Source organism: Belnapia sp. (assembly GCF_059504005.1).
The window spans coordinates 102,786-124,044 of sequence record NZ_JCACHU010000025.1 but is presented as its reverse complement, the minus strand read 5'-3'; the positions used below and the strand labels follow the sequence as shown (position 1 = coordinate 124,044).

The window sequence follows — 21,259 nt, the reverse complement described above, 5'->3', positions numbered from 1 at the left end:
CAAGCGTCCTGGCTTGCGGTGCGTAACTTGCTCGGCCAGGCAAAAAGGGCCAGTGCGGGCTTCGTGAGCCGCTGCCAACGGAGCCCGCCCTGGCCTCAGCCCGCGACGATCTCCTCCGCCCGGTAGCCCTGGGCGAAGAGCAGGGCGCGGAGATCGGCATGGTCGACCCGCGCCCGCGCCGCCGCCGCGACCACCGGCTTGGCGCGGAAGGCCACGCCCAGCCCGGCGGCCTCCAGCATGGCGAGGTCGTTCGCCCCATCCCCCACCGTCAGCGCCGCCGAGAGCGGCAGGCCGTGCTCGGCCGCGAGGCGCTTCAGCGTCGCCAGCTTGGCGTCGCGGTCGAGGATCGGCTCCTCCACGCGCCCGGTCAGCTTGCCATCCGCTACGCCGAGGGTGTTGGAGTAGTGGGCATGGAAGCCGAGCCGCTCCGCCACCCGCCCCGTGAAGAAGGCGAAGCCGCCCGAGACGATGGCGCAATGCGCACCATGCGCCCGCATGGTGGCGACCAGCGCCTGGGCGCCCGGGGTAACCTCAGTGGCTTCCCAGGTCTCCTCCAGCGCCGCGACATCGAGGCCGGCGAGCATCCCGACGCGCTCGGCCAGCGCCTGGCGGAAATCCAGCTCGCCATTCATCGAGCGGCGGGTGATGGCGGCGATCTCCTCCTTCAGCCCGGCGAAGGCGGCCAGCTCGTCCAGCGTCTCGCTGGTGACGATGGTGCTGTCCATGTCGGCCAGCAGCAGGCGCTTGCGGCGGCCCTCGGCGGGAAGGGCGATGGCATCGACCGGCGCCTCCTCCAGCGCGGCGCGGGCGGCGGCGGTTGCCTGCTCCGGCGAGAGGCTGCTGAAGGGGATGTCGGCCGCCTCGCCCGGGGCGAGCCAGTCCGGCGCGCCGGCATCGGCGCCGAGATCGGCGAGGGCGGCGCGGAGCCGGGCGAGGGTGGCGGCGGCGAGGCCGCCGGCGGGGGCCACCAGGGTCAGGACATGGAGCATGCGGCGCGGGATATGGCGGGACCGGCGGCATGACGCAACGCCGGCTTGCGCTGCTCCTCGCCGGGCCGACGGCGAGCGGCAAGTCGGCGCTGGCGCTGGCGCTGGCGCGGCGCTTCGGCGGGACGGTCATCAATGCCGATTCCATGCAGCTCTACCGCGAGCTCCGCGTGCTGACGGCGCGGCCGACGCCGGAGGAGGAGGCCTTAGCGCCGCACCGGCTCTACGGCATCCGCCCGGCGGCCGAGGCGGCGAGCGTCGCCTGGTGGCGGGAGGCGGCGCTGGCCGAGATGGAGCGGGCCACGCTGCCCATCCTCTGCGGCGGGACCGGCCTCTACTTCCTGTCGCTGACCCGGGGACTCTCCGCCATCCCGACCGTCCCGGAGGCGGCGCGGGCGGAGGCGCGGGCGCTGCTGGCGGCGCTCGGCGCGCCCGGCCTGCATGCGCGGCTCGACCCGGAGACGGCGGCGCAGCTCCGCCCCGGCGACAGCCAGCGCATCGCCCGGGCCTATGAGGTGCTGATCGGCACAGGGCGCGGCCTCGCCGCCTGGCAGCGCGACGCGCCGCAGACCGGGCCGGCGCCATGGCGCTTCGCCGCCATCCGCCTCGATCCGCCGCGAGAGGCGCTGCGGGAGGCCATCGCCGCCCGGTTCAACGCCATGCTGGCCGGCGGCGCGATGGAGGAGGTGCGGGCCCTGCTCGCCCAAGGGCTCGATGCCGCCCTGCCGGCGATGCGCGCCCATGGCGTGCCGGAATTGGCTGCCGTGCTGCGCGGCGAGATGGCGCCGGAGGCGGCACGGGAGCGCGCCATCCTCAATACCGGTCAGTATACCAAGCGGCAGGCCACTTGGTTCCGGCACCACCAATTGGCCGCCCCGAGCGAGGCGCATATCATCCATGCGCGCATGGCGGACGTTGCGCAATTTCAGGAAAGCCAGTGGGCAGAAATCTTCGCATTTGTTGAGAAGCGACGTTGACCTGTCTGGAGGAGGGGTCTAAGCCTCCCCCTCCGCCGCGACCCGGGGCCTAACCCGGCGGGGCGATCTGTGTTCGAGGAGCCCGCCATGTCCGCCACCCTGCAGACCGCCGAGACCCGCACCATGACCGGTGCGGAGATCGTCCTCCAGGCGCTGAAGGACAATGGCGTCGAGGTCATCTTCGGCTATCCGGGCGGCGCCGTATTGCCGCTCTACGACGCGCTGTTCCAGCAGAATGCCATCCGCCACATCCTGGTGCGGCATGAGCAGGCGGCGGTGCATGCGGCCGAGGGCTATGCCCGCTCCACCGGCAAGGTGGGCGTGGTGCTGGTGACGAGCGGGCCGGGGGCGACCAATGCCGTCACCGGCCTCGTCGATGCGCTGATGGACAGCATCCCGGTGATCTGCCTGACCGGGCAGGTGCCGACGCACCTCATCGGCAACGACGCCTTCCAGGAGGCGGACACCACCGGCATCACCCGCCCGGCGACCAAGCACAACTACCTGGTCAAGGACATCCGGAAGCTCGCCGGCACGGTTCATGAGGCCTTCTACGTGGCGAAGTCCGGCCGGCCCGGCCCGGTGGTGATCGACCTGCCGAAGGACATCCTGATCGGCAAGGGACCCTACAGCGAGGCGCCGCAGGCCCCGCACCGCAGCTACCGGCCGCAGACCGAGCCGGACATGGCAAGCATCCAGGCCGCCGTGCGTCTGCTGAAGGGGGCGAAGCGGCCGGTCGTCTATGCCGGCGGCGGTGTGATCAATTCCGGCCCCGAGGCCGCGCGCCTCCTCGGCGACTTCGTCCGCATGGCGGGCATGCCCTGCACCAACACGCTGATGGGGCTCGGCGCCTTCCCCTTCGAGGATCCGCAATTCCTCGGCATGCTCGGGATGCACGGGACCTATGAGGCGAACCTCGCCATGCATGGCTGCGACGTCATGCTGAACATCGGCGCCCGCTTCGACGACCGGGTGACGGGCCGCCTGAACGCCTTCTCGCCGAACTCGAAGAAGATCCACGCCGATATCGACCCCTCCTCCATCAACAAGAACGTCAAGGTCGACGTGGCGATCGTCGGCGATGCCGGGGCGGTGCTCAAGGCGCTGAACGAGTGCTGGCAGGCCGACGAGCAGCCGCAGGACAAGCCCGCCATCGCCGGGTGGTGGCGCGCCATCGATGGCTGGCGCGGCAAGGGCTGCCTGCACTACCGGCAGGAGGGCAGCATCATCAAGCCGCAGCATGCGGTGAAGCGGCTCTACCAGATCACCCGGGAGATGGGGCGCGAGACCTTCATCACCACCGAGGTCGGCCAGCACCAGATGTGGGCGGCGCAGTATTTCGGCTTCCAGAAGCCGAACCGCTGGATGACCTCGGGCGGCCTCGGCACCATGGGCTACGGCCTGCCGGCGGCGATGGGCGTGCAGATCGCCCACCCCGATGCGCTGGTTATCGACATCGCCGGCGAGGCCAGCATCCTGATGAACATCCAGGAGATGGGCACGCTCGCGCAGTACCGCCTGCCGGTGAAGGTCTTCATCCTCAACAACGAGTACATGGGCATGGTGCGGCAGTGGCAGGAGCTGCTGCATGGCAGCCGCTACTCGGAGAGCTATTCCGAGGCGCTGCCGGATTTCGTCCGCCTCGCCGAGGCCTTCCATGCCCGCGGCATGCGGGTGACGGAGGCCGGCCAGCTCGACGACGCCATCCGCGACATGATCGCCCATCCCGGCCCGGTCATCGCCGACATCGCTGTCGCCAAGGACGAGAACTGCTTCCCTATGATCCCCTCGGGTGCGGCGCATAACGAGATGATTTTGGCGCCGGGCCAGGAGGGCGGCGTCGCCGGCGTGACCGATGAGGGCATGGTCCTGGTCTGACCGTTTCGGCCTTGCGATCACCTTGTGGGGCGGCTACGCCCCCACACGCGCCCTCCTGCCGATTGGCTGCCCCATGCCTGACCTGTCCGAGATCACCCAGCGCAACGCGACCATCGCCGTGCTCGTCGAGAACGAGGCGGGCATCCTGGCGCGCGTCGTCGGCCTGTTCTCCGGCCGCGGCTACAACATTGAGAGCCTGACCGTCGCCCCCGTCGATGCCGACCGGCGCCTCTCGCGCATCACCATCGTCACCTCGGGCACCGACATGGTGATCGAACAGATCAAGGCGCAGCTCGACCGGCTGGTGCCCGTCCACAAGGTGAGCGACCTGACGCTCGAAGGGCCGCACCTCGCCCGTGAGCTCGCGCTGGTTAAGGTCGTCGGCAAGGGCGAGGCGCGGATGGAGGCGCTGCGCCTCGCGGATGCCTTCCGCGCCCGCGTCGTCGATGCGACCATCGAGAGCTTCGTCTTCGAGATGACCGGCTCGGGCGACAAGCTGGATGCCTTCATCGCCCTGATGCGGCCGATCGGCCTGGCCGAGGTGTCGCGCACCGGCGTCGTCGCCATCGCCCGCGGCCCGGGCGGCTTCGAGGCCTGATTTTTCCCGAGTTCTGCAGTGAGGAGGAGCGCGACCATGCGCGTATACTACGACCGCGATGCGGATGTGAACCTGATCAAGGCCAAGCGGGTCGCGATCATCGGCTTCGGCAGCCAGGGCCATGCGCATGCGATGAACCTGCGCGACAGCGGCGTCACCGAGGTGGCGATCGGCGTGCGCCAGGGCGGCTCCTGGAAGAAGGCCGAGGCGGCCGGCTTCAAGGTGATGACGCCGGCCGATGCGGCGAAGTGGGCCGATGTCGTCATGGTCCTGACGCCGGACGAGCTGCAGGGCGACCTCTACCGCGAGGCGCTCGGCCCGAACATGAAGGAGGGCGCCGCGCTCGCCTTCGCCCATGGCCTCAACGTGCACTTCAACCTGCTCGACCCGCGGCCGGACCTCGACGTCTTCATGATCGCGCCGAAGGGCCCGGGCCACACCGTGCGCTCCGAGTACCAGCGCGGCGGCGGCGTGCCCTGCCTCGTGGCGCTCGCGCAGAACCCCTCGGGCAACGGGCTCGAGATCGCGCTGTCCTATGCCTCGGCCATCGGCGGCGGCCGCGCCGGCGTCATCGAGACGACCTTCAAGGAGGAGTGCGAGACCGACCTCTTCGGCGAGCAGACCGTGCTCTGCGGCGGCCTGGTCGAGCTCATCAAGGCCGGCTTCGAGACGCTGGTCGAGGCGGGCTATGCCCCCGAGATGGCCTATTTCGAGTGCCTGCACGAGGTGAAGCTGATCGTCGACCTCATCTACGAGGGCGGCATCGCCAACATGAACTACTCGATCTCCAACACCGCCGAGTATGGCGAGTACATCACTGGCCCGCGCATCATCACCGCCGAGACCAAGGCGGAGATGAAGCGGGTGCTGGACGACATCCAGACCGGCAAGTTCGCCCGCGACTGGATGCTCGAGAACCGGGTGAACCAGGCGAGCTTCAAGGCGACCCGCCGGCGCCTCGCCGAGCACCCGATCGAGGAAGTGGGCGAGAAGCTCCGGGCGATGATGCCCTGGATCAAGAAGAACGCCCTAGTCGACAAGGCGAAGAACTGAGCCGAAGGGGCGGGGGAGGCTTCCCCCGCCCGACCTGCCTCACACGCCGCCGTTCTTGTGGATCGGGTCGATCCACAGCACCTCTTCCGGCTTCTCGACCGGCTCGATGTCGAGATTGACCACCACCGCCTCGTTGTCCGAGCGCACCAGCACGCAGCGCAGCGTCTCGTCGGTCGACGCATTGATCTCCTGGTGCGGCACATAGGGCGGGACGAAGATGAAGTCGCCCGGCCCCGCTTCCGCCACGAATTCCAGCTTCTCCCCCCAGCGCATCCGGGCGCGGCCGGAGACGATGTAGATCACGCTCTCCAGTGCGCCGTGGTGATGCGCGCCCGTCTTGGCATTCGGGTGGATGTGGACGGTGCCGGCCCAGATCTTCTGCGCCCCGACCCGCGCGGCGTTGATGGCGGCGGCCCGGTTCATGCCCGGGGTCTGTGCCGTGTTGGTGTCGAGCTGGTCGCCAGGGATCACCCGGACGCCAGTATGCTTCCACCCGTCATCCGGGGGCGTATCGTGGCTATGGTGGCCGTCATGCGGCATGGCCTGCGCTCCTCGCAATGCCCGGCATCATAGCCCGGCGAAGAGCTCCGTCGACAGGTAGCGCTCGGCGAAGGAGGGAGCAATGCCGACCACCAGCCCGCCCCGCATCTCCCGCGCCACCTGCAGCGCCGCATGCAGCATGGCGCCGGAGGAGATGCCGACCGGCAGCCCCTCCAGCTGCGCGCAGCGGCGGGCGGCCGCCACCGCCTCCCGCTCGGCGACGCGCATCACCCCGTCGAGCCTATCGAGCTCCAGCACCGCGGGCTTGAACCCGGCGCCGATGCCCTGGATGCCATGCGGGCCCGGCTCGTCGCCCGAGAGCACCGCGCTCTCCGCCGGCTCCACCCCGATGACGCGGAGGCCGGGCTTGCGCGGCTTCAGGGCGCGGGCGATGCCGGTCAGCGTGCCGCCCGTGCCGAGGCCGCCAATCACCACATCGACGGCGCCATCGGTATCGGCCCAGATCTCCTCCGCCGTGGTGGCGGCGTGGACATCGGGGTTGGCGGGGTTGTCGAACTGCTTCGGCATCCAGGCGCCGGGGGTGGCGGCGAGGATGGCCTCGGCCCGGGCGATGGCGCCGGCCATGCCGCGGCGGGCCGGCGTCAGCTCCACCTCGGCACCCATCAGGCGGATCATCTTCCGCCGCTCGATGCTGGCGCCGTCCGGCATGACGACGATCAGCCGGTAGCCCTTGGCGGCGGCGACGAAGGCCAGCGCGATGCCGGTATTGCCCGAGGTCGGCTCCACCAGCGTCGAGCGGCCGGGGGCGATCAGCCCCTCGCGCTCCGCCGCCTCGACCATGGCGAGGCCGATGCGGTCCTTCACCGAGCCGAGCGGGTTGAAGAATTCGAGCTTGAGGGCGAGTTCGGCGCCGAGCCCTTCGGCCGCCTTCAGCCGCGGCAGCCGTACCAGCGGGGTGCCGCCGACGATCTCCAGCACACTGTCGTAGATCCGCCCACGCGGGGCGAGGGATAGGTTGTCTTTCACCATGATGCATGTGGGTATCACGGTTCCACAGCCAAGATGAGGCGGAATAGGGCGCTACCCAAGCGTCCGGCGGGCATGCCAAGCTGGTGGCGGAGGACAGGGAGCCGAGCCATGGCCCATCCCACTGCCGCGCCCCGCCTCGGGCGCCGGTTGCTGCTCGCCAGTCCGCTGCTGGCCGCGCCGGCCCTAGCGCAGGGCGCGCGCACGATCACGCTCATCGTTCCCTATCCCCCCGGCGGCAGCAGCGACAACGTCGCCCGGCCGATCCAGCAGCCGCTGGCGGAGGCGCTCGGCCAGCCGGTGGTGATCGAGAACCGCGGCGGGGCCGGCGGCTCCATCGGCGCGGCGATGGTGGCGCAGGCCAAACCCGATGGCCTGACCCTGCTGGTCTGGCCGACCGCGGTGCTGACGATCAGCCCGCATATGATGCGCCTGTCCTATGACCCGCTGCGGGATTTCACGCCGATCGCCATGCTGGCCGCCTCGGACGGGGTGGTGGCGATGCATCCCTCGGTGCCGGTGCGGGACATCCGGGCGCTGGTCGCCTATGCCAGGGCCAATCCCGGCAAGCTCCGCTTCAGCTCCGCCGGCAACGGCACCATCACGCAAATGACGGGCGAGATTTTTGCGAGCGCGGCCGGCATCCGGCTGGAGCATGTTCCCTATCGCGGCTCCGCCCCCGCGCTCACCGCGCTGCTGGCCGGCGATGTGGAGCTGCAGTTCGACCCGGTCGCCATGCCGGCGGTGAAGGACGGGCGCCTGATCGGCCTCGCCACCACCGGCGAGACGCGAAGCCCGGAACTGCCCGAGCTGCCGACGCTGCGGGAGCTCGGCCTCTACGGCGAGGGCGGCCTCGCCTTCTTCGGGCTTGCCGGTCCCGCCGGGATGCCGCCGGAGCTGGTGACGCGGCTGGTCGCGGCGCTGGAGCGGGTGCTGGCGCTGCCGGAGGTGGCGCGGGCCATGGCGCCGGTCGGCCTCCGCCCGCAGCTCGAGGCGGGCGAGGCCTTCGCCGAGCGCATCCAGCGCGACAGGGCGATCTTCGGGGAGGCGGTGCGCCGCACGGGAGCGAGGGTGGAATGAGCTTCGAACACATCAAGGCTTGGGACGATGGCCCGGTCCGCATCGTCGCCCTCAACCGGCCGGAGCGGGGCAATGCCATCACCAGGCTGATGGCCGAGGAGATCCAGGCGGCGATGCAGGACTTCGCCGGATCGGACCAGCGGGTCGCGGTGCTGACGGGGATGGGGGAGAAGGCCTTCTCCTTCGGCGCCGATGTGGGGGAGCCGCCGGAGCTCTGGCGCGCCGTGCCCAATGTCGGCTGGCAGACGGACAAGCCGCTGATCTGCGCGGTCGAGGGCTGGTGCATCGGCGGCGCGCTGGTGCTGGCCATGATGGCCGACCTCGCCGTTTGCGGGTCTTCGGCGAAATTCTACTATCCGGAGGCGAAGCTCGGCCTGACGGGCGGGATGATTGCCGCCTTGCCCTCCCGCATCCCGCATAAATTCGCGATGGAATTGACCCTGCTCTGCCGCACCTTCGACGCCGCGAAGTCGGAGCGCGTTGGCCTCGTCAACGAAGTGGTGCCGGATGGCGGCGCGCTCGCCAAGGCGATCGAGTGGGGGAAGGAGATGTCGGGCTTCGCGCCGATGGTGACCGGCGCGATCAAGCGCATGGTGCTTGACGACATCCTGCCGCGCGGCCCCTCCGAGCAATGGGCCCTGCAGGGCCAGCGGCTGAACCGCATCCGCAACTCGGAGGATTTCCAGGAGGGCGTCGCCGCCTTCCGCGAGCGCCGCCCGCCGCAATTCAAGGGGCGCTGAGGCCCACCAGCCCGCGCCAGTGCCGGGCAATGTCCATCCGCCGGGCGACCCGGACGCCCGGCTGGCGGGTGACGTGCTCCAGCAGCATCTCCAGACCGCGGATGCGCCCCGGCCTGCCGATGGTCCTGAGGTGCAGCCCGACCGACATCATCCGCGGCCGCGTCGTGCCCTCGCGCATCAGCCAGTCGAAGGCGCCGATGCAGTACTCCGCGAAATCCCGCGCCTGCACGAAGCCCTGGCCCGGGGCGAAGCGCATGTCGTTGGTGTCGAAGCTGTAGGGCAGGACGACATGCGGCCGTCCGCCAACATCCACTAATCGCGGCAGGTCGTCGTCATAGGCATCCGAGTCGTAGAGGAAGCCGCCCTCCTCGACCAGCAGCCGCCGCGTGTTGACCGAGGGCGCCGACTTGGTGTGCCAGCCGACGGGGCGGGTGCCGGCGGCCTTGGCCAGCGCCTCGACGGTCGCGGCGATGACGGCCCGCTCGGTCGCCTCCGGCATCCCTGCATGCATCTCCCAGCACCAGCCATGGGCGCTGACCTCATGCCCGGCGGCGGCAGGCGCCGCGGCGAGCGCCGGCGTGGCCGCGACCGCGCGGCCGCAGCAGGAGAAGGTCGCCTTCACTCCGAAGCGGTCGAGCAGGTCGAGGACGCGCCACAGCCCGACCCGCGAGCCATAGGCGAAATGCGTCTCCATGCAGGGGTCGGGATGGCCCTCGACCAGCTGGTGGCTCTCCGGCACGCGCTCGTTGCGCTCGTCGCCGCTGGCGATGGAGAGCTCCGCCCCTTCCTCCACATTGACCACGAAGGAGAGGGCGAGGCGGGCGCCGCCCGGCCAGCGCGGATCGGGCGGGGTGCGGCCATGGCCGGCGAGGTCGCGCGAGGTGGGCGGCATGCCGCCGGGAAGGCCTGTCATGGGGCGCCCCTCGGGTTGGCGGGAGGCGCCATGCCGGCCTCAGGCCACCGCTGCCTTGGGCTCCGGCCCGAGTGCCGCTTCGAGCGCCGCCAGCGTCTCGTCCGCGACGGCGAGCACCAAGGCCCGGAGCGCCATCGCCTCCTCGGCCGGCAGCCGCCGTGCATCGGCCTGGAACTGCCGGGCTGCCGCCGCCAGCCGACTCGCGCCGAGCGTCGCGGCGGAGCCGGTCAGCCGATGCGCCGCCGCGATCGCCTCGCTCACCATCTCCGGGCCGGCGGCGCGCAGCACCCGCGTCTGCTCGGCGATCTCCTGCAGGAAGACCGGGGCCAGCCTGCTGGCCGCCGCCTCGTCCAGGCCGGGGATGGCGAGCTTGCCATCCGGCCCGCGCCGCGCGAGCAGCGGCAGCACCGGCTTCGCCGCGGCTACGGCTGGGGCGGCGGTTGGGGCGGCAGGCGGCGGGGCGGCGGGCAGGGGCGCCGCCTCCGGGCCCGTCAGCCGATCGAGTGCGCTGAGCAGCGCATCCCGCTCGATGGGTTTCGCCAGATGCGCGTTCATCCCGGCGGCGCGGCAGGCGGCGATGTCCTCGGCGAAGGCGCTGGCGGTGACGGCCAGGATCGGCACCCGCCCGGCCGGCTCGGGCAGCTGGCGGATGCGCCGCGTTGCCTCCAGCCCGTCCATGCCGGGCATCATCACATCCATCAGCACTAGGTCGTAGGGCTGCGCCGGCGCCGCCTTGGCCAGCACCTCAAGGGCGAGGGAGCCGTCGGAGACGCAGTCGACCTTGTGTCCGCCCGACTCCAGCAGGGCGCGCGCCACCGCCAGGTTGGCCGGAACGTCATCCGCCACCAAAACGCGAAGCGACCGCTGCGCCGCCTCAGGCACCGCCGCCTCGGGCGGCGCCTCGGCCGTGGCGACCGCCAGGAGCGGCAACTCGACCCAGAAGACGGCGCCATGCCCGCTCGGCGAGGCGAGGTTGTCGGCGCAGCCGATGCTGCCCTCCATCTGCGCCGCGATGCCGGCGGCGATGGCCAAGCCGAGGCCGGTGCCGCCCGCCCGCTCGCCGCGGTCGAGCTGGACGAAGTCGCCGAAGACGGCCTTGCGCTTCGCCTCCGGCACGCCCGGGCCGCTATCCCGCACCTCGATCCGCACCGGCTGGCGGCCATCCTCGCCGGGGCCGCCGGCGGGGCGGGCGACCAGCTCCACCAGCCCGCCGGCCGGGGTGAATTTCACCGCGTTGGAGAGCAGGTTGAGCAGCAGCTGGCGCAGCCGGGTCTGGTCCGCCCGCACCACCGCCGGCAGCTCCGCCGCGACCTGCACGCGGAGCGTCAGCCGCTTCTCCTCCGCCGCCGGGCGGATCAGCGTCGCAGCGCTGTCCAGCAGCTCACCGAGGCGGATCGGCGCAAGGCGCAGCTCCAGCCGCCCGGCCTCGACCTTGGCGAGGTCGAGCACGTCGTTGGCGACGGTGACGAGGTGCCGCCCCGCCTCCTCCAGCGTCCGCGCGCGGGCGCGCTGCTCACCCGAGAGGGCCGGGTCCCGCGCCAGGGCCTGGGCGAGGCCGAGCACGCCGTTCAGCGGGGTGCGCAGCTCATGGCTCATCTGGGCGAGGAAGCGCGACTTGGCCGCGGTCGCCGCCGCCGCCTGGTCGCGCGCCTGCGAGAGGTCGCTCATGGCCCGCTTCAGCGCGGTGATGTCGGTGCGGATGCCGACGGTACCGCCATCCGGCGTCCGCCGCTCGCTGACCATCAGCCAGCGCCCGTCCGGCAGCAGGCGCTCCATGCTTGGATGGTCGCCGCGGTGCCAGGCGGTGGTCCCGGCGACGAAGCGCTCGATATCCTCGCCGGCCTGCGGGTACTGGCCGCGCCGCGCGCCCTCGCGGATGATGTCCTCGAACCGGGCGCCCACGGTGATGAAGGGCGCGCTGACGGCATAGAGCTCGCGGTAGCGCTGGTTGCAGATCACCAGCCGGTCCTCGGCGTCGAACATGACGAAGCCGTCCGGCATGGTCTCGATCGCGTCCTCGAGCACCGCCCGGGCCCGCGCCCGCTCGGCATCGACGCGCTCGCGCTGGCGGAGCGCGTGATGGAGCGCGGCGGCCAGCGCGACCATCAGTAGGCCAAGGCTCGAGGCGACGATGATGAGGCGCCGGCGGTCCTGCTGCCAGGGGGCGAAGGCGGCGCCCTGGTCGTAGCTCGCCACCACATACATGTCGCGGTAGAGAATCGGCTTGGCGGCGGCCAGCACCGGGGCGTCCTGGAAGCGGCCGGGCGCCGACGCGGCGCTGCCATCCGCCGGCAGGGCGGTGGCGGGTTGGGCCAGCGGCCGGCCCATCCGCGTCTCGTCATGCGGCAGGGAGGCGAGCACCCGCCCATCCGCCCGCTCGACGGAGATGCGGAGGCCGGGCACCTCGCCGATCGGTGCCAGCAGGGTGGCGACCAGGGAAACCGGCACCTCGGCGACCCCCACCACCGGGCCGATGCCGGGCAGGTCCATGGCGCGAAGGAACATCAGCGACCACTCGCCGGTCAGCGGGTTGCGCGCCGGCCCGCTGATGACGGCGGCGCCGAGGCCCACGGTGGCGGCGAGCGCCGCCGGCTCGATCGGCGGCGGCCGGCTGCGCGAGGCGGCGAGTGCCGCGGCCCAGGGGCGGCCATCGGGCAGCACCAGCACCAGGTCGCGGAAGCTGAAATTCTGGAAGTTCAGCTCGCGCAGCATGCGGTTGGCCGCCGCCGGCTCGATCCGGCCGTTGCTGGCGACCTGGTTCAGCACGGCCGGCAGCCCGGCCAGCATGCCGTCGACGGCGAGGAAGTGCCGGTTGACGGTGCTTTCGGCGACGCGGGTGATGCGCTGCACCGTCTCCCGCCCCGCCTGCTCCGCGGTGCGGTGCAGGCGGTCGATCAGCAGGCTGGTGGCGATGCCGAGCGCCAGCAGCAGCAGCAGGGCGACGAAGAGGACGGCGAGGCGGAAGCGGCGTTGCAGCATGCTATTCGGGCCGTGCCAGGATGCCCCGGCTTGGGGCCATGGTGGTGTTCCAGGTCTCGACGCAGTCATTGCCGCAGCGGCGCACCCAGCTCGGCAGAATCACGTCGCGCAGCAGCTGGGCGCGGCGCTGGCGGTCGCGCGGCTCGTCATCCAGCACCACCATCTGGCCGCGCGTGCCGTGGGCGCATTCCGGCCGCCCGGCATTGCAGGCGAAGCCCTCCTCCGTCTCCTGCTCGGCGGCGCGCCAGATTTGCTCCTGCAGCTCTGCGAGGCCGCCCTTGAGCTGGCGGCGGACCTCCTCCGGCAGCGCGGCCCAGGCGCCAGCATTGGCGCCGAAGACGGAGACACCCCAGGTGATCGCCTGGCGGGAGACATAGGTGGCGATGCCCGGCAGGCCGAGCGTGTTGCCGGAGAAGCTGCCGGTCACCGCGCATTCGACGACGCCGCCGCGCAGCGCCCCCGGGATGGCGGCGAAGGGCATCACCACCGGGGTCGCGCCGAGCGCCTCGAACAGGTCGCTCTGCCCGACCGAGGAGACGCGGACGCGCCGCCCGCCAAGGTCGCCGAGGCCGGAGAAGGGCTGGCGGCAGAACACCACTTGGGCCGGATAGGCGTAGACGGCGAGCAGGACGACGTTGAAGCGGTCACGCAGCAGGGCCTCGAGCCTCGGGCGCAGCAGCCCGGCCGTGCGGCGGAGCGTGGCGATGTCCGGGTTCATGACCGCGAGGTCGACGGCGTTGAGCTCCGGCTCGTCGCTGGCCGAGACGGAGAGCGGCACCGTGCCGAAGGGAACGACGCCGAGCCGCATGAGCGGCAGCATCTCCGGCCCGCGGATGCCGCTGCGGTCGAAGGGGGCGATCTCCGCCCGGACCCGGCCATGGGTGAGCTGCGGCACCTGCTCGGTCCAGAAGGGCATCTCGTAGCGGGTGTACTGCGCGACGCCGCCGAGGCCACCGACGACCTTCAGGGCGATCGGCGGGTCATCGGACCTTGCGGGCAGGGGGGCGAGCAATCCGAGCAGCAGGGCGAGGCAAGCCGGAAGGGATGCGGCCAGGCGATGCCGGTCGCCGCGCCGAAGCAGGGGGCCGTCCAGGAAGCGCCGACGCAGGACCATGAAATACCTCGTCTCCCCAAGCCGGCAGGACGCCATGACCTCCGTCATCAACCTTATGTAGCTTCCGGGATAATGAATTTAACCGTAAGGATTTGCTTCGCCCTCAATATATCCTGGCCAGCCGCCGGTTTCGACAACGATCCGCGGCGGGCGGGAGGGCGGGCGCGACGCCGCCGTCCGCGATGCGGGAGATGGCCGCGCCCCATGCAGGCCGCGGAACCCAGCCTCGCACCCGGCCAGGGCGAGGTGCCTTAGGCAGGCCGGAACCGTGCTGCCGTCACCGCATCCCCGCCGAGCGCCGCCAGTACCTGCGACCGCCCTGCCACGCTGCCCGCCAGCGCCACCACCCGCTCGAACCAGGCGCATTGCCCGCGGACCCGCGCCTGGAACAGCCGGTCGAGCGCCACCGCCGCCGCCGGCCGGCCGCCGCAGCAGGTGCAGGCCGGGGCATGCGCCTCCGATGCGGCGAAGGCCTCGAGCGCCACCCCGGGGCGGGGCGGGGCGGGGCCCTCTGCCAGCACCGCTGCCGGCGGCCCGGCGGCGAGCGCCGCATCGAGCCCCGCCTCATCCTCCACCAGCAGCAAGGGGATGCGCGCATCCAGCGTCCAGGCCATCGGAACCTCCATCCGCCACTAGACATAAGGATATCTTTATGTGATATCCAGCGCCATGGATGAGCTTCTGGCCCAGCTGCGCGCCGCCGCCGAGCCGACCCGCCTTCGGTTGCTGGCGCTCTGCGCCCGCGGGGCCTTCTGCGTCTCCGACCTGTGCGCCGTGCTCGGCCAGTCGCAGCCCCGCCTCTCGCGGCACCTGAAGCTCCTCGTCGAAGCCGGGCTGCTGGAGCGCCTGCCGGAGGGCGCCAATGCCTATTTCCAGGTCCCCGCCGCTGCCGGGCTGGTCCACCAGCTGCTCGCCCGGCTGCCGGAGGAGGACCCGCTTCTTGCCGCCGACCGCCGCCAGGCCGCGCGCCTCGCCGCCGAGCGTGCCCGCATCGCCTCCGACGCCTTCCGCCGCCACGGCGCCGACTGGGACGAGATGCGCGCCCTCGGCCTGCCCGCCGAGGCGATCGAGGCCGCGCTGCTCGCCGCCCTGCCGGAGCGGATCGGCCGCTTCCTCGACATCGGCACCGGCACCGGCCGGCTGCTGGAGCTGCTGGCGCCCCGGGCCGAGGCGGCACTCGGCATCGATGCCAGCCGCGACATGCTGGCCCTGGCCCGCGCCCGCCTCGCCGAGCGTGGCCTCGGCGCCCATTGCGCCGTGCGCCAGGCCGACATGTACCGCCTGCCGCTGCCCGATGCCGGCTTCGACCTGGCGACGATGCAGATGGTCCTGCACTACGCCGAGGACCCGGCGGCCGCGCTGGCCGAGGCCGCCCGCGTGCTGCGGCCCGACGGGCTGCTGCTGATCCTCGACCTCGCCCCGCATGAGCGGGCGGAGCTGCTGGACCGCCACGCCCATCGCTGGCCCGGCTTCGACGATGCCTTGATCGCCGGCTGGCTCGGCCCCGCCGGCTGCGCCGCCCTGCCGCCCGTCACCATCCCCGGCCCGCTCGCCGTCCGCCTCTGGCCGGCCCGCCGGCTTGCCGTGCCCGTCGCCGCCCTGCCTGCCCTGACCTTCTAGGAAGCCCTCCCCCCATGGCGCGTCCCCCCCTGCTCCAGGCCCTCCACGACCGCGTGCTGCTCTGCGACGGCGGCATGGGCAGCCGCGTGCAGGCCCTCACCCTCGATGTCGACAAGGACTACTGGGGCAAGGAGAACTGCACCGAGGTGCTGAACCTTTCCCGCCCCGACCTCGTGCGCGAGATCCATCGCGGCTATTTCGAGGCCGGCGCCGACATGGTGCTGACCAACAGCTTCGGCGGCTCGCCGGTGACGCTGGGCGAGTTCGAGCTGACCGAGCGCGCCTTTGAGATCAACAAGCTCGCCGGCGAGCTGGCCCGCGAGGCGGCCGAGACCTTCTCCGACGGGCGCGACCGCTGGGTGATCGGCGATATCGGCCCGGGCACCAAGCTGCCGAGCCTTGGCCACATCAAGTATGACGACCTGCAGGCGGCCCTCGAGGAGCAGTGCCGCGGCTTGATCGCCGGCGGCGTCGATGCGCTGCTGACCGAGACCAACCAGGACACGCTCTTCATCAAGGCGGCGGTGAACGCGGCCAAGGCGGCGCTCAAGCAGACCGGGCGCGACCTGCCGATCTTCGTGCAGGTGACGGTCGAGACTACCGGCACGCTGCTGGTCGGCCCCGACATCGCCGCCGCCTCCACCGTGGTGCATGCGCTCGACGTGCCGCTGATCGGACTCAACTGCGCCACCGGCCCGCAGGAAATGGCCGAGCATGTCCGCTTCCTCTCGCAGAACTGGCCGGGCCTGATCAGCGTCCAGCCCAATGCCGGCCTGCCGGAGCTGGTGGACGGCAAGACCCACTACCCGCTCGGTGCCGCGGAGATGGCGAGCTGGATGGAGCGCTTCGTCCGCGAAGACGGGGTGAACCTGATCGGTGGCTGCTGCGGCACCTCGACGCCGCATATCGCGGCGCTCGATGCCATGCTGCGCAAGCATGATTCCTGGCGGCCGGCCCCGGTCGCCCGCAAGTACCACTGGATCCCCTCCGTCGCCTCGCTCTACGGCGCGGTCTCGCTGCGGCAGGAGAATGCCTATTTCTCCATCGGCGAGCGCTGCAACGCCAATGGCTCCAAGGCCTGGCGCGAGCGGCAGGCGGCGCATGACTGGGACGGCTGCGTTGCCATGGGCCGCGAGCAGGTGGGCGAGGGCTCCAACAGCCTCGATATCTGCACCGCCTTCGTCGGCCGCGACGAGATGGCCGAGATGAACGAGGTCGTCACCCGCTTCACCTCCTCGGTCAACGCGCCGCTGGTGATCGACAGCACCGAGACGCCGGTGATCGAGGCCGCGCTCAAGCTGCATGGCGGCAAGCCGATCATCAACTCGATCAATTTCGAGGATGGCGAGGGCGCGGCGCATGACCGGCTGGTGCTCGCCAGGAAATTCGGCGCCGCCGTCATCGCGCTGACCATCGACGAGGTCGGCATGGCGAAGACGGCGGAGGACAAGCTCCGCATCGCCCGCCGCCTGGTCGACTTCGCCTGCAACAAGCATGGCCTGCCGCAGTCCGACCTGCTGATCGATCCGCTGACCTTCACCATCGCCACAGGCAACGAGGACGACCGCAAGCTCGGCCAGTGGACGCTGGAGGGCATCCGGATGATCCGGGAGGAATTCCCCGACATCCAGATCATCCTCGGCCTGTCCAACATCAGCTTCGGCCTCAATCCGGCCGCGCGCCACGTGCTGAACAGCGTCTTCCTCGACCATGCCGTGAAGGCCGGCATGACCGGCGCCATCGTGCATGTCAGCAAGATCAAGCCGCTGCACCTGATCCCGCCGGAGGAGGTGGAGGTCGCCGAGGACCTGATCTTCGACCGCAGGCGCGAGGGCTACGACCCGCTACAGAAGCTGTTGGAGATCTTCTCCGGCCGGAAGGCGGCGGACAACGTCAAGAAGGTCCGCGCCGAGACGGTCGAGGGCCGCCTCAAGGACCGCATCGTCGACGGCGACCGCAAGGGGCTGAACGAGGAGCTGCAGGACGCGCTCGACCGGGGCATCGCCCCGCTCTCCATCATCAACGACGTGCTGCTGGATGGGATGAAGGTGGTCGGCGAGCTCTTCGGCGCCGGCAAGATGCAGCTGCCCTTCGTGCTGCAGAGCGCCGAGACGATGAAGGCCGCCGTCGCCTATCTCGAACCCTTCATGGAGAAGGTGGAGGGCCAGGAGAAGGGCACCATCGTCCTCGCCACGGTGAAGGGCGACGTGCACGACATCGGCAAGAACCTGGTCGACATCATCCTGACCAACAACGGCTACCGCGTGGTCAATCTCGGCATCAAGGTGCCGCTGGCCGACATGGTGGCGGCGGTCAGGGAACACAGGGCGCATGCCATCGGCATGTCCGGCCTGCTGGTGAAGTCGACCGTCGTCATGCGCGAGAACCTCGAGGAGATGAGCCGCATCGGCATCGACGTGCCGGTGCTGCTCGGCGGCGCCGCACTGACGCGAAACTATGTCGAGGATGATTGCGTCCGCGCCTATGCCTCCGGCCGCGTCGCCTATGCGCGGGATGCCTTCGACGGCCTGCACCTCATGGACAAGGTGACGGGCAACGGCTTCGACGACTACCTCGCCGCCCTGCAGTCAAAGCGGAAGGGCAAGTCGCGCAACGAGGCCCGCACCCTCGGCACCGCCGACCCGCGCGGCTTCGCGCCCGTCGACGTCGCCTATGCCGAGGCGCGGCGGCGGCGGCTCACCGCCGAGGAACCCGTGCCGGCGCCGCCCTTCTGGGGCGCCCGCGTCATCGAGGCGGCGCCCAAGGCCATAATTCCCTTCATCAACGAGCGCAGCCTCTATCAATTCCAGTGGGGCTTCCGGAAGCAGGGCCGCTCGCTCGACGACTTCATCGGCTGGGCGAAGCAGGAGCTGCGCCCCGTCCTCAAGCGCATGCTGGCGCTGACCGATGCGGAGAACATCCTCCGGCCCCAGGCCATCTACGGCTACTGGAAATGCGCCGGCGCGGGCAACGACCTCATCCTCTTCGAGGAGGACGGCGTGACCGAGGCCTGCCGCTTCACCCTGCCGCGCCAGCCGAAGCAGGATGGCGAGTGCATCGCCGACTTCATCCGCGACATCGGCGACGGGCCGGAGCGCCGCGACGTCATCGGCCTGCAGGTCGTCACCGTCGGGCAGAAAGCCTCCGACATGGCGCGGGAATGGTTCGAGGAGAACCGCTACCAGGACTACCTCTACCTGCACGGCCTCAGCGTCGAGATGGCGGAGGCGATGGCGGAATATGTCCACAAGCGCATCCGCGCCGAATGGGGCTTCGCCGGGGAGGACGACCGCGACATGGACAAGATGCTGCAGCAGGGCTATCGCGGCGGCCGCTACTCCTTCGGCTACCCGGCCTGCCCGCGGCTGGAGGATCAGGTGCCGCTGCTGCGGCTGCTGGGCGCCGAGCGCATCGGCGTCTCGATCAGCGACGAATGGCAGCTTCATCCGGAGCAGTCGACCAGCGCCATCGTGCTGCACCACCCGCGCGCGAAATACTTCTCGGTGTAGTCGTCGAGCAGTTCCCTCGCTCACCGGCGGCTCCCGCGCCTTTGATCCGATGCGCCTGCATAGGCATCGCGCCCTAGCGGCGCAGGGCCTAGGATGCTTGGGCGATGGGCCCCGGGCCTGAGGAGCGGAGCGTGCCAGAGGAAGGCCGAGGAGCGGCGCCCGACATCGATGCGGTCCGCAGCTTCGCCGAGCTTGCGCCGCATCCGGTTGCCGTGATCGCCGGTCCGACCCACCGCCTGCTCTATGTGAACCCGGCCTTCGCCGCGGCTTGCGGCCAGGACCGCACGGAGCTCGAGTGCCGCCCGGCCGCGGAGATTTTCCCAGGTCTCGCCAAGGGCGGGCACCTCGCCCCGCTCGACCTGGTGCGGACCACTGGCCGGCCCCGCCGCGTCGAGGGCAAGGCCCTGCCCCTCGGCGCCTCCGGCCGGCTCTGGGATGCCGAGGCTTCCGCGCTCCGCTCCCGCGACGGCATCGTCACCGGCGTCCTCGTCCAGCTCCGCGACGTGACCGCGCTGCACGACCGGCTGCGCAAGGCCGAGGCCGCTGCCGCCATGCTCGATGCGGTGCTGGAGCATGCGCCGCTCGGCCTTGCCATCGCCGGGCCGGACGGGGGGCTGCGCCGCCTCAGCCGCCATGGCTTCGGCCTGTCCGGGGGGGAGGCGGCGGAGCTGCTGGCCAGCGGCACCTCCGCCACCGGCTGGACCATCCACCACCCCGATGGCCGCCCGCCCGCCGGGCCGGCGGAGCTGCCCCTGTCCCGCGCCCTGGCCGAGGGCGAGCCCGTCAGCCGCCAACCCTTCGTCCTGCGCGCCTGGGACGGTGCCGAGCGCAGCCTGCAATGCAGCGCCGCGCCGGTGCGCGACCGCGCCGGCCGCATCGCCGGCGGCATCCTCGCCTGGACCGATCCGCCGGAGGCCGGCATCGGCCTCGATGCCCGCTACCGCGCCCTGGTCGAGGCCGGGGCGCTTGCGGTCTGGACCGCGGCGGCGGACGGCATGCTCATCAGCACGGGCGGCTGGGCCTCGCTCACCGGCCAGACGCCGGCGCAGTCCGTTGGCTGGGGCTGGCTGGATGCGCTGCATCCCGGGGACCGGGACCGGGTGCGCGACCGCTGGACCAGGACCGTCGCCAGCGGCGAGAATTACGAGGTGGAATACCGCCTTCGCGGCCCGGAGGGCCGCTGGCGCTGGACTGCCGCCCGCGCCGCCCCGCTGCGCGATGCTGCCGGCCGCATCGTCGAATGGCTTGGCGTGAACACCGATATCGACGCCCGCAAGCGGGCCGAGCGGGCGCTGCGCGACAGCGAGGCGCGCTTCCGCACCCTCGCCGAGGCCATGCCCCACCTGGTCTGGCAGACCGATGCGAATGGCGAGCCAGACTATGTCAATTCCCGCTGGAGGGAGCTGACCGGCCTCGACCTCGACCGGCTTCGGGGCGGCGGCTGGGCCGATCTGGTGCATCCGGAGGACCGTGGCGGCCTCGCCGCCGCCTGGGCCGCCGCGCGGGCCGAGGGGCGGGACTACGACGTGGACGCCAGGCTGCGCGACCGCGAGGGCCGCTATCGCTGGCACCGGGTGAAGGCCGCCCCGGTCAGCAATGCGGCCGGCCTGGTCCGCCACTGGGTCGGCACCTGCACCGATACCGAGGAGCGCCACATCGCCGAGGACCGGCTGCGCGAGGCCCTGGTCGCCCGCGAGCAGCTGGCCCGCGAGGCCGACCACCGCATCAAGAACAGCCTCCAGCTGGTTGCCGCCCTGCTCCGCCTCCAGGCCGGGCGGGTGGAGGAACCGGCGGCGCGCGAGGCGCTGGAGGCCGCGACCGCCCGCGTCCAGGCCGTGGCCGAGGCGCACCGGGCGCTGCAGCAGAGCCCGGACCTGCGCAACATCCGCCTCTCCGACATGCTGCGCGAGCTGGCCGCCGGCGCGGCGGTGCACCACCCGGCCGCCGATATCCGCACCGCAGCGCCCGAAGGGCTGACCCTCGATGCCGAGCGCGCCATCCCCCTCGCCCTCATCCTGTCGGAGCTGGTGACCCAGGCGCTGCGCCGTGGCGGGCCCGTGCAGCTCTCGGCCCGGCTGGAGGACGGCGCCATCCTGGCCGAGGTCGAGGCCCATGGCCGCAGCCCGGGCTGCGGCGGCACGTCGGGGCTCGGCCAGACGGTGGTGAAGGCGCTGGCCCGGCAGATCGCCGCCGAGCTGACGGAAGGCGAGGGGAGATCGACCCTCCGCCTGCTTCAGGAGCCTGGCTAGGGCGAACTCCGGTCAGGCGGGCTCACCGGATCGGCC

Annotated in this window: 16 protein-coding genes; 9 read left to right on the top strand and 7 right to left on the bottom strand. The window is 71.6% G+C overall.

All coding sequences use genetic code 11. The annotated features are described in order from the left end of the window. Positions 1-95: 95 nt before the first annotated feature. The gene (gene serB / locus AC5JJ1_RS04525; RefSeq protein ID WP_495783923.1) at positions 96-989 is read right to left on the bottom strand and encodes a phosphoserine phosphatase SerB; all 894 of its coding nucleotides are present in this window, start codon (positions 987-989) and stop codon (positions 96-98) included. 29 nt (positions 990-1,018) lie between these two features. Between serB and miaA the strand changes: the two genes are divergently transcribed. The 4 genes from miaA to ilvC all read left to right on the top strand — a co-directional run bounded on the left by miaA (position 1,019) and on the right by ilvC (position 5,492). Then, positions 1,019-1,963, top strand: a complete 945-nt coding sequence (miaA, locus tag AC5JJ1_RS04520) for a tRNA (adenosine(37)-N6)-dimethylallyltransferase MiaA (RefSeq protein ID WP_495783922.1) — start codon at positions 1,019-1,021, stop codon at positions 1,961-1,963. Positions 1,964-2,050: 87 nt separating this feature from the next. After that, positions 2,051-3,841 carry an acetolactate synthase 3 large subunit gene (locus AC5JJ1_RS04515; RefSeq protein ID WP_495783921.1) on the top strand — a complete coding sequence of 597 codons (1,791 nt, stop codon included), beginning with the start codon at positions 2,051-2,053 and terminating at the stop codon, positions 3,839-3,841. A 73-nt stretch (positions 3,842-3,914) separates the two neighbouring features. Then, positions 3,915-4,439, top strand: coding sequence for an acetolactate synthase small subunit (gene ilvN, locus AC5JJ1_RS04510; RefSeq protein WP_495783920.1), 525 nt, complete (start codon positions 3,915-3,917; stop codon positions 4,437-4,439). Positions 4,440-4,475: 36 nt separating this feature from the next. Then, complete coding sequence (ilvC, locus tag AC5JJ1_RS04505) at positions 4,476-5,492, top strand: ketol-acid reductoisomerase (RefSeq protein WP_495783919.1); 1,017 nt, start codon at positions 4,476-4,478, stop codon at positions 5,490-5,492. Positions 5,493-5,531: 39 nt separating this feature from the next. Here ilvC and AC5JJ1_RS04500 read toward each other — a convergent pair whose 3' ends face one another. Both AC5JJ1_RS04500 and cysK read right to left on the bottom strand, forming a co-directional pair. Beyond that, the gene (locus AC5JJ1_RS04500; RefSeq protein WP_495783918.1) at positions 5,532-6,032 is read right to left on the bottom strand and encodes a cupin domain-containing protein; all 501 of its coding nucleotides are present in this window, start codon (positions 6,030-6,032) and stop codon (positions 5,532-5,534) included. Positions 6,033-6,059: 27 nt separating this feature from the next. Beyond that, positions 6,060-7,022, bottom strand: a complete 963-nt coding sequence (gene cysK, locus AC5JJ1_RS04495; RefSeq protein WP_495783917.1) for a cysteine synthase A — start codon at positions 7,020-7,022, stop codon at positions 6,060-6,062. Positions 7,023-7,130: 108 nt separating this feature from the next. Here cysK and AC5JJ1_RS04490 point away from each other — a divergent pair, with 108 nt between their 5' ends. Together AC5JJ1_RS04490 and AC5JJ1_RS04485 are read left to right on the top strand one after the other, a co-directional pair. Then, positions 7,131-8,099 carry a tripartite tricarboxylate transporter substrate binding protein gene (locus tag AC5JJ1_RS04490; protein WP_495783916.1) on the top strand — a complete coding sequence of 323 codons (969 nt, stop codon included), beginning with the start codon at positions 7,131-7,133 and terminating at the stop codon, positions 8,097-8,099. After that, complete coding sequence (locus AC5JJ1_RS04485; RefSeq protein WP_495783915.1) at positions 8,096-8,839, top strand: enoyl-CoA hydratase/isomerase family protein; 744 nt, start codon at positions 8,096-8,098, stop codon at positions 8,837-8,839. Before AC5JJ1_RS04490 ends, AC5JJ1_RS04485 begins: the two co-directional genes overlap by 4 nt. Here AC5JJ1_RS04485 and AC5JJ1_RS04480 read toward each other — a convergent pair. The 4 genes from AC5JJ1_RS04480 to AC5JJ1_RS04465 form a co-directional block, all read right to left on the bottom strand. Next, complete coding sequence (locus AC5JJ1_RS04480; protein WP_495783914.1) at positions 8,826-9,752, bottom strand: polysaccharide deacetylase family protein; 927 nt, start codon at positions 9,750-9,752, stop codon at positions 8,826-8,828. The two genes, AC5JJ1_RS04485 and AC5JJ1_RS04480, sit on opposite strands and share 14 nt — an antisense overlap. A gap of 39 nt (positions 9,753-9,791) precedes the next feature. Next, positions 9,792-12,731, bottom strand: coding sequence for a PAS-domain containing protein (locus AC5JJ1_RS04475; protein ID WP_495783913.1), 2,940 nt, complete (start codon positions 12,729-12,731; stop codon positions 9,792-9,794). 1 nt (position 12,732) lies between these two features. Continuing rightward, positions 12,733-13,845: a TRAP transporter substrate-binding protein gene (locus AC5JJ1_RS04470; RefSeq protein ID WP_495783912.1), complete on the bottom strand. Its 1,113-nt coding sequence runs from the start codon at positions 13,843-13,845 to the stop codon at positions 12,733-12,735. Between the two features lie 251 nt (positions 13,846-14,096). After that, entirely contained in the window at positions 14,097-14,459 is a 363-nt protein-coding gene (locus AC5JJ1_RS04465; protein ID WP_495783911.1) for a hypothetical protein, read from the bottom strand. A 55-nt stretch (positions 14,460-14,514) separates the two neighbouring features. On the opposite strand from AC5JJ1_RS04465, the gene AC5JJ1_RS04460 reads away from it, so the two are divergent. The 3 genes from AC5JJ1_RS04460 (at position 14,515) to AC5JJ1_RS04450 (ending at position 21,223) form a co-directional block, all read left to right on the top strand. Then, complete coding sequence (locus AC5JJ1_RS04460) at positions 14,515-15,465, top strand: ArsR/SmtB family transcription factor (RefSeq protein ID WP_495783910.1); 951 nt, start codon at positions 14,515-14,517, stop codon at positions 15,463-15,465. A 14-nt stretch (positions 15,466-15,479) separates the two neighbouring features. After that, positions 15,480-18,974, top strand: coding sequence for a methionine synthase (metH, locus tag AC5JJ1_RS04455; protein WP_495783909.1), 3,495 nt, complete (start codon positions 15,480-15,482; stop codon positions 18,972-18,974). A 131-nt stretch (positions 18,975-19,105) separates the two neighbouring features. Beyond that, positions 19,106-21,223 (top strand): PAS domain-containing protein, encoded by a 2,118-nt coding sequence (locus tag AC5JJ1_RS04450; RefSeq protein WP_495783908.1) that lies wholly within the window; start codon positions 19,106-19,108, stop codon positions 21,221-21,223. Positions 21,224-21,259 lie beyond the last annotated feature (36 nt).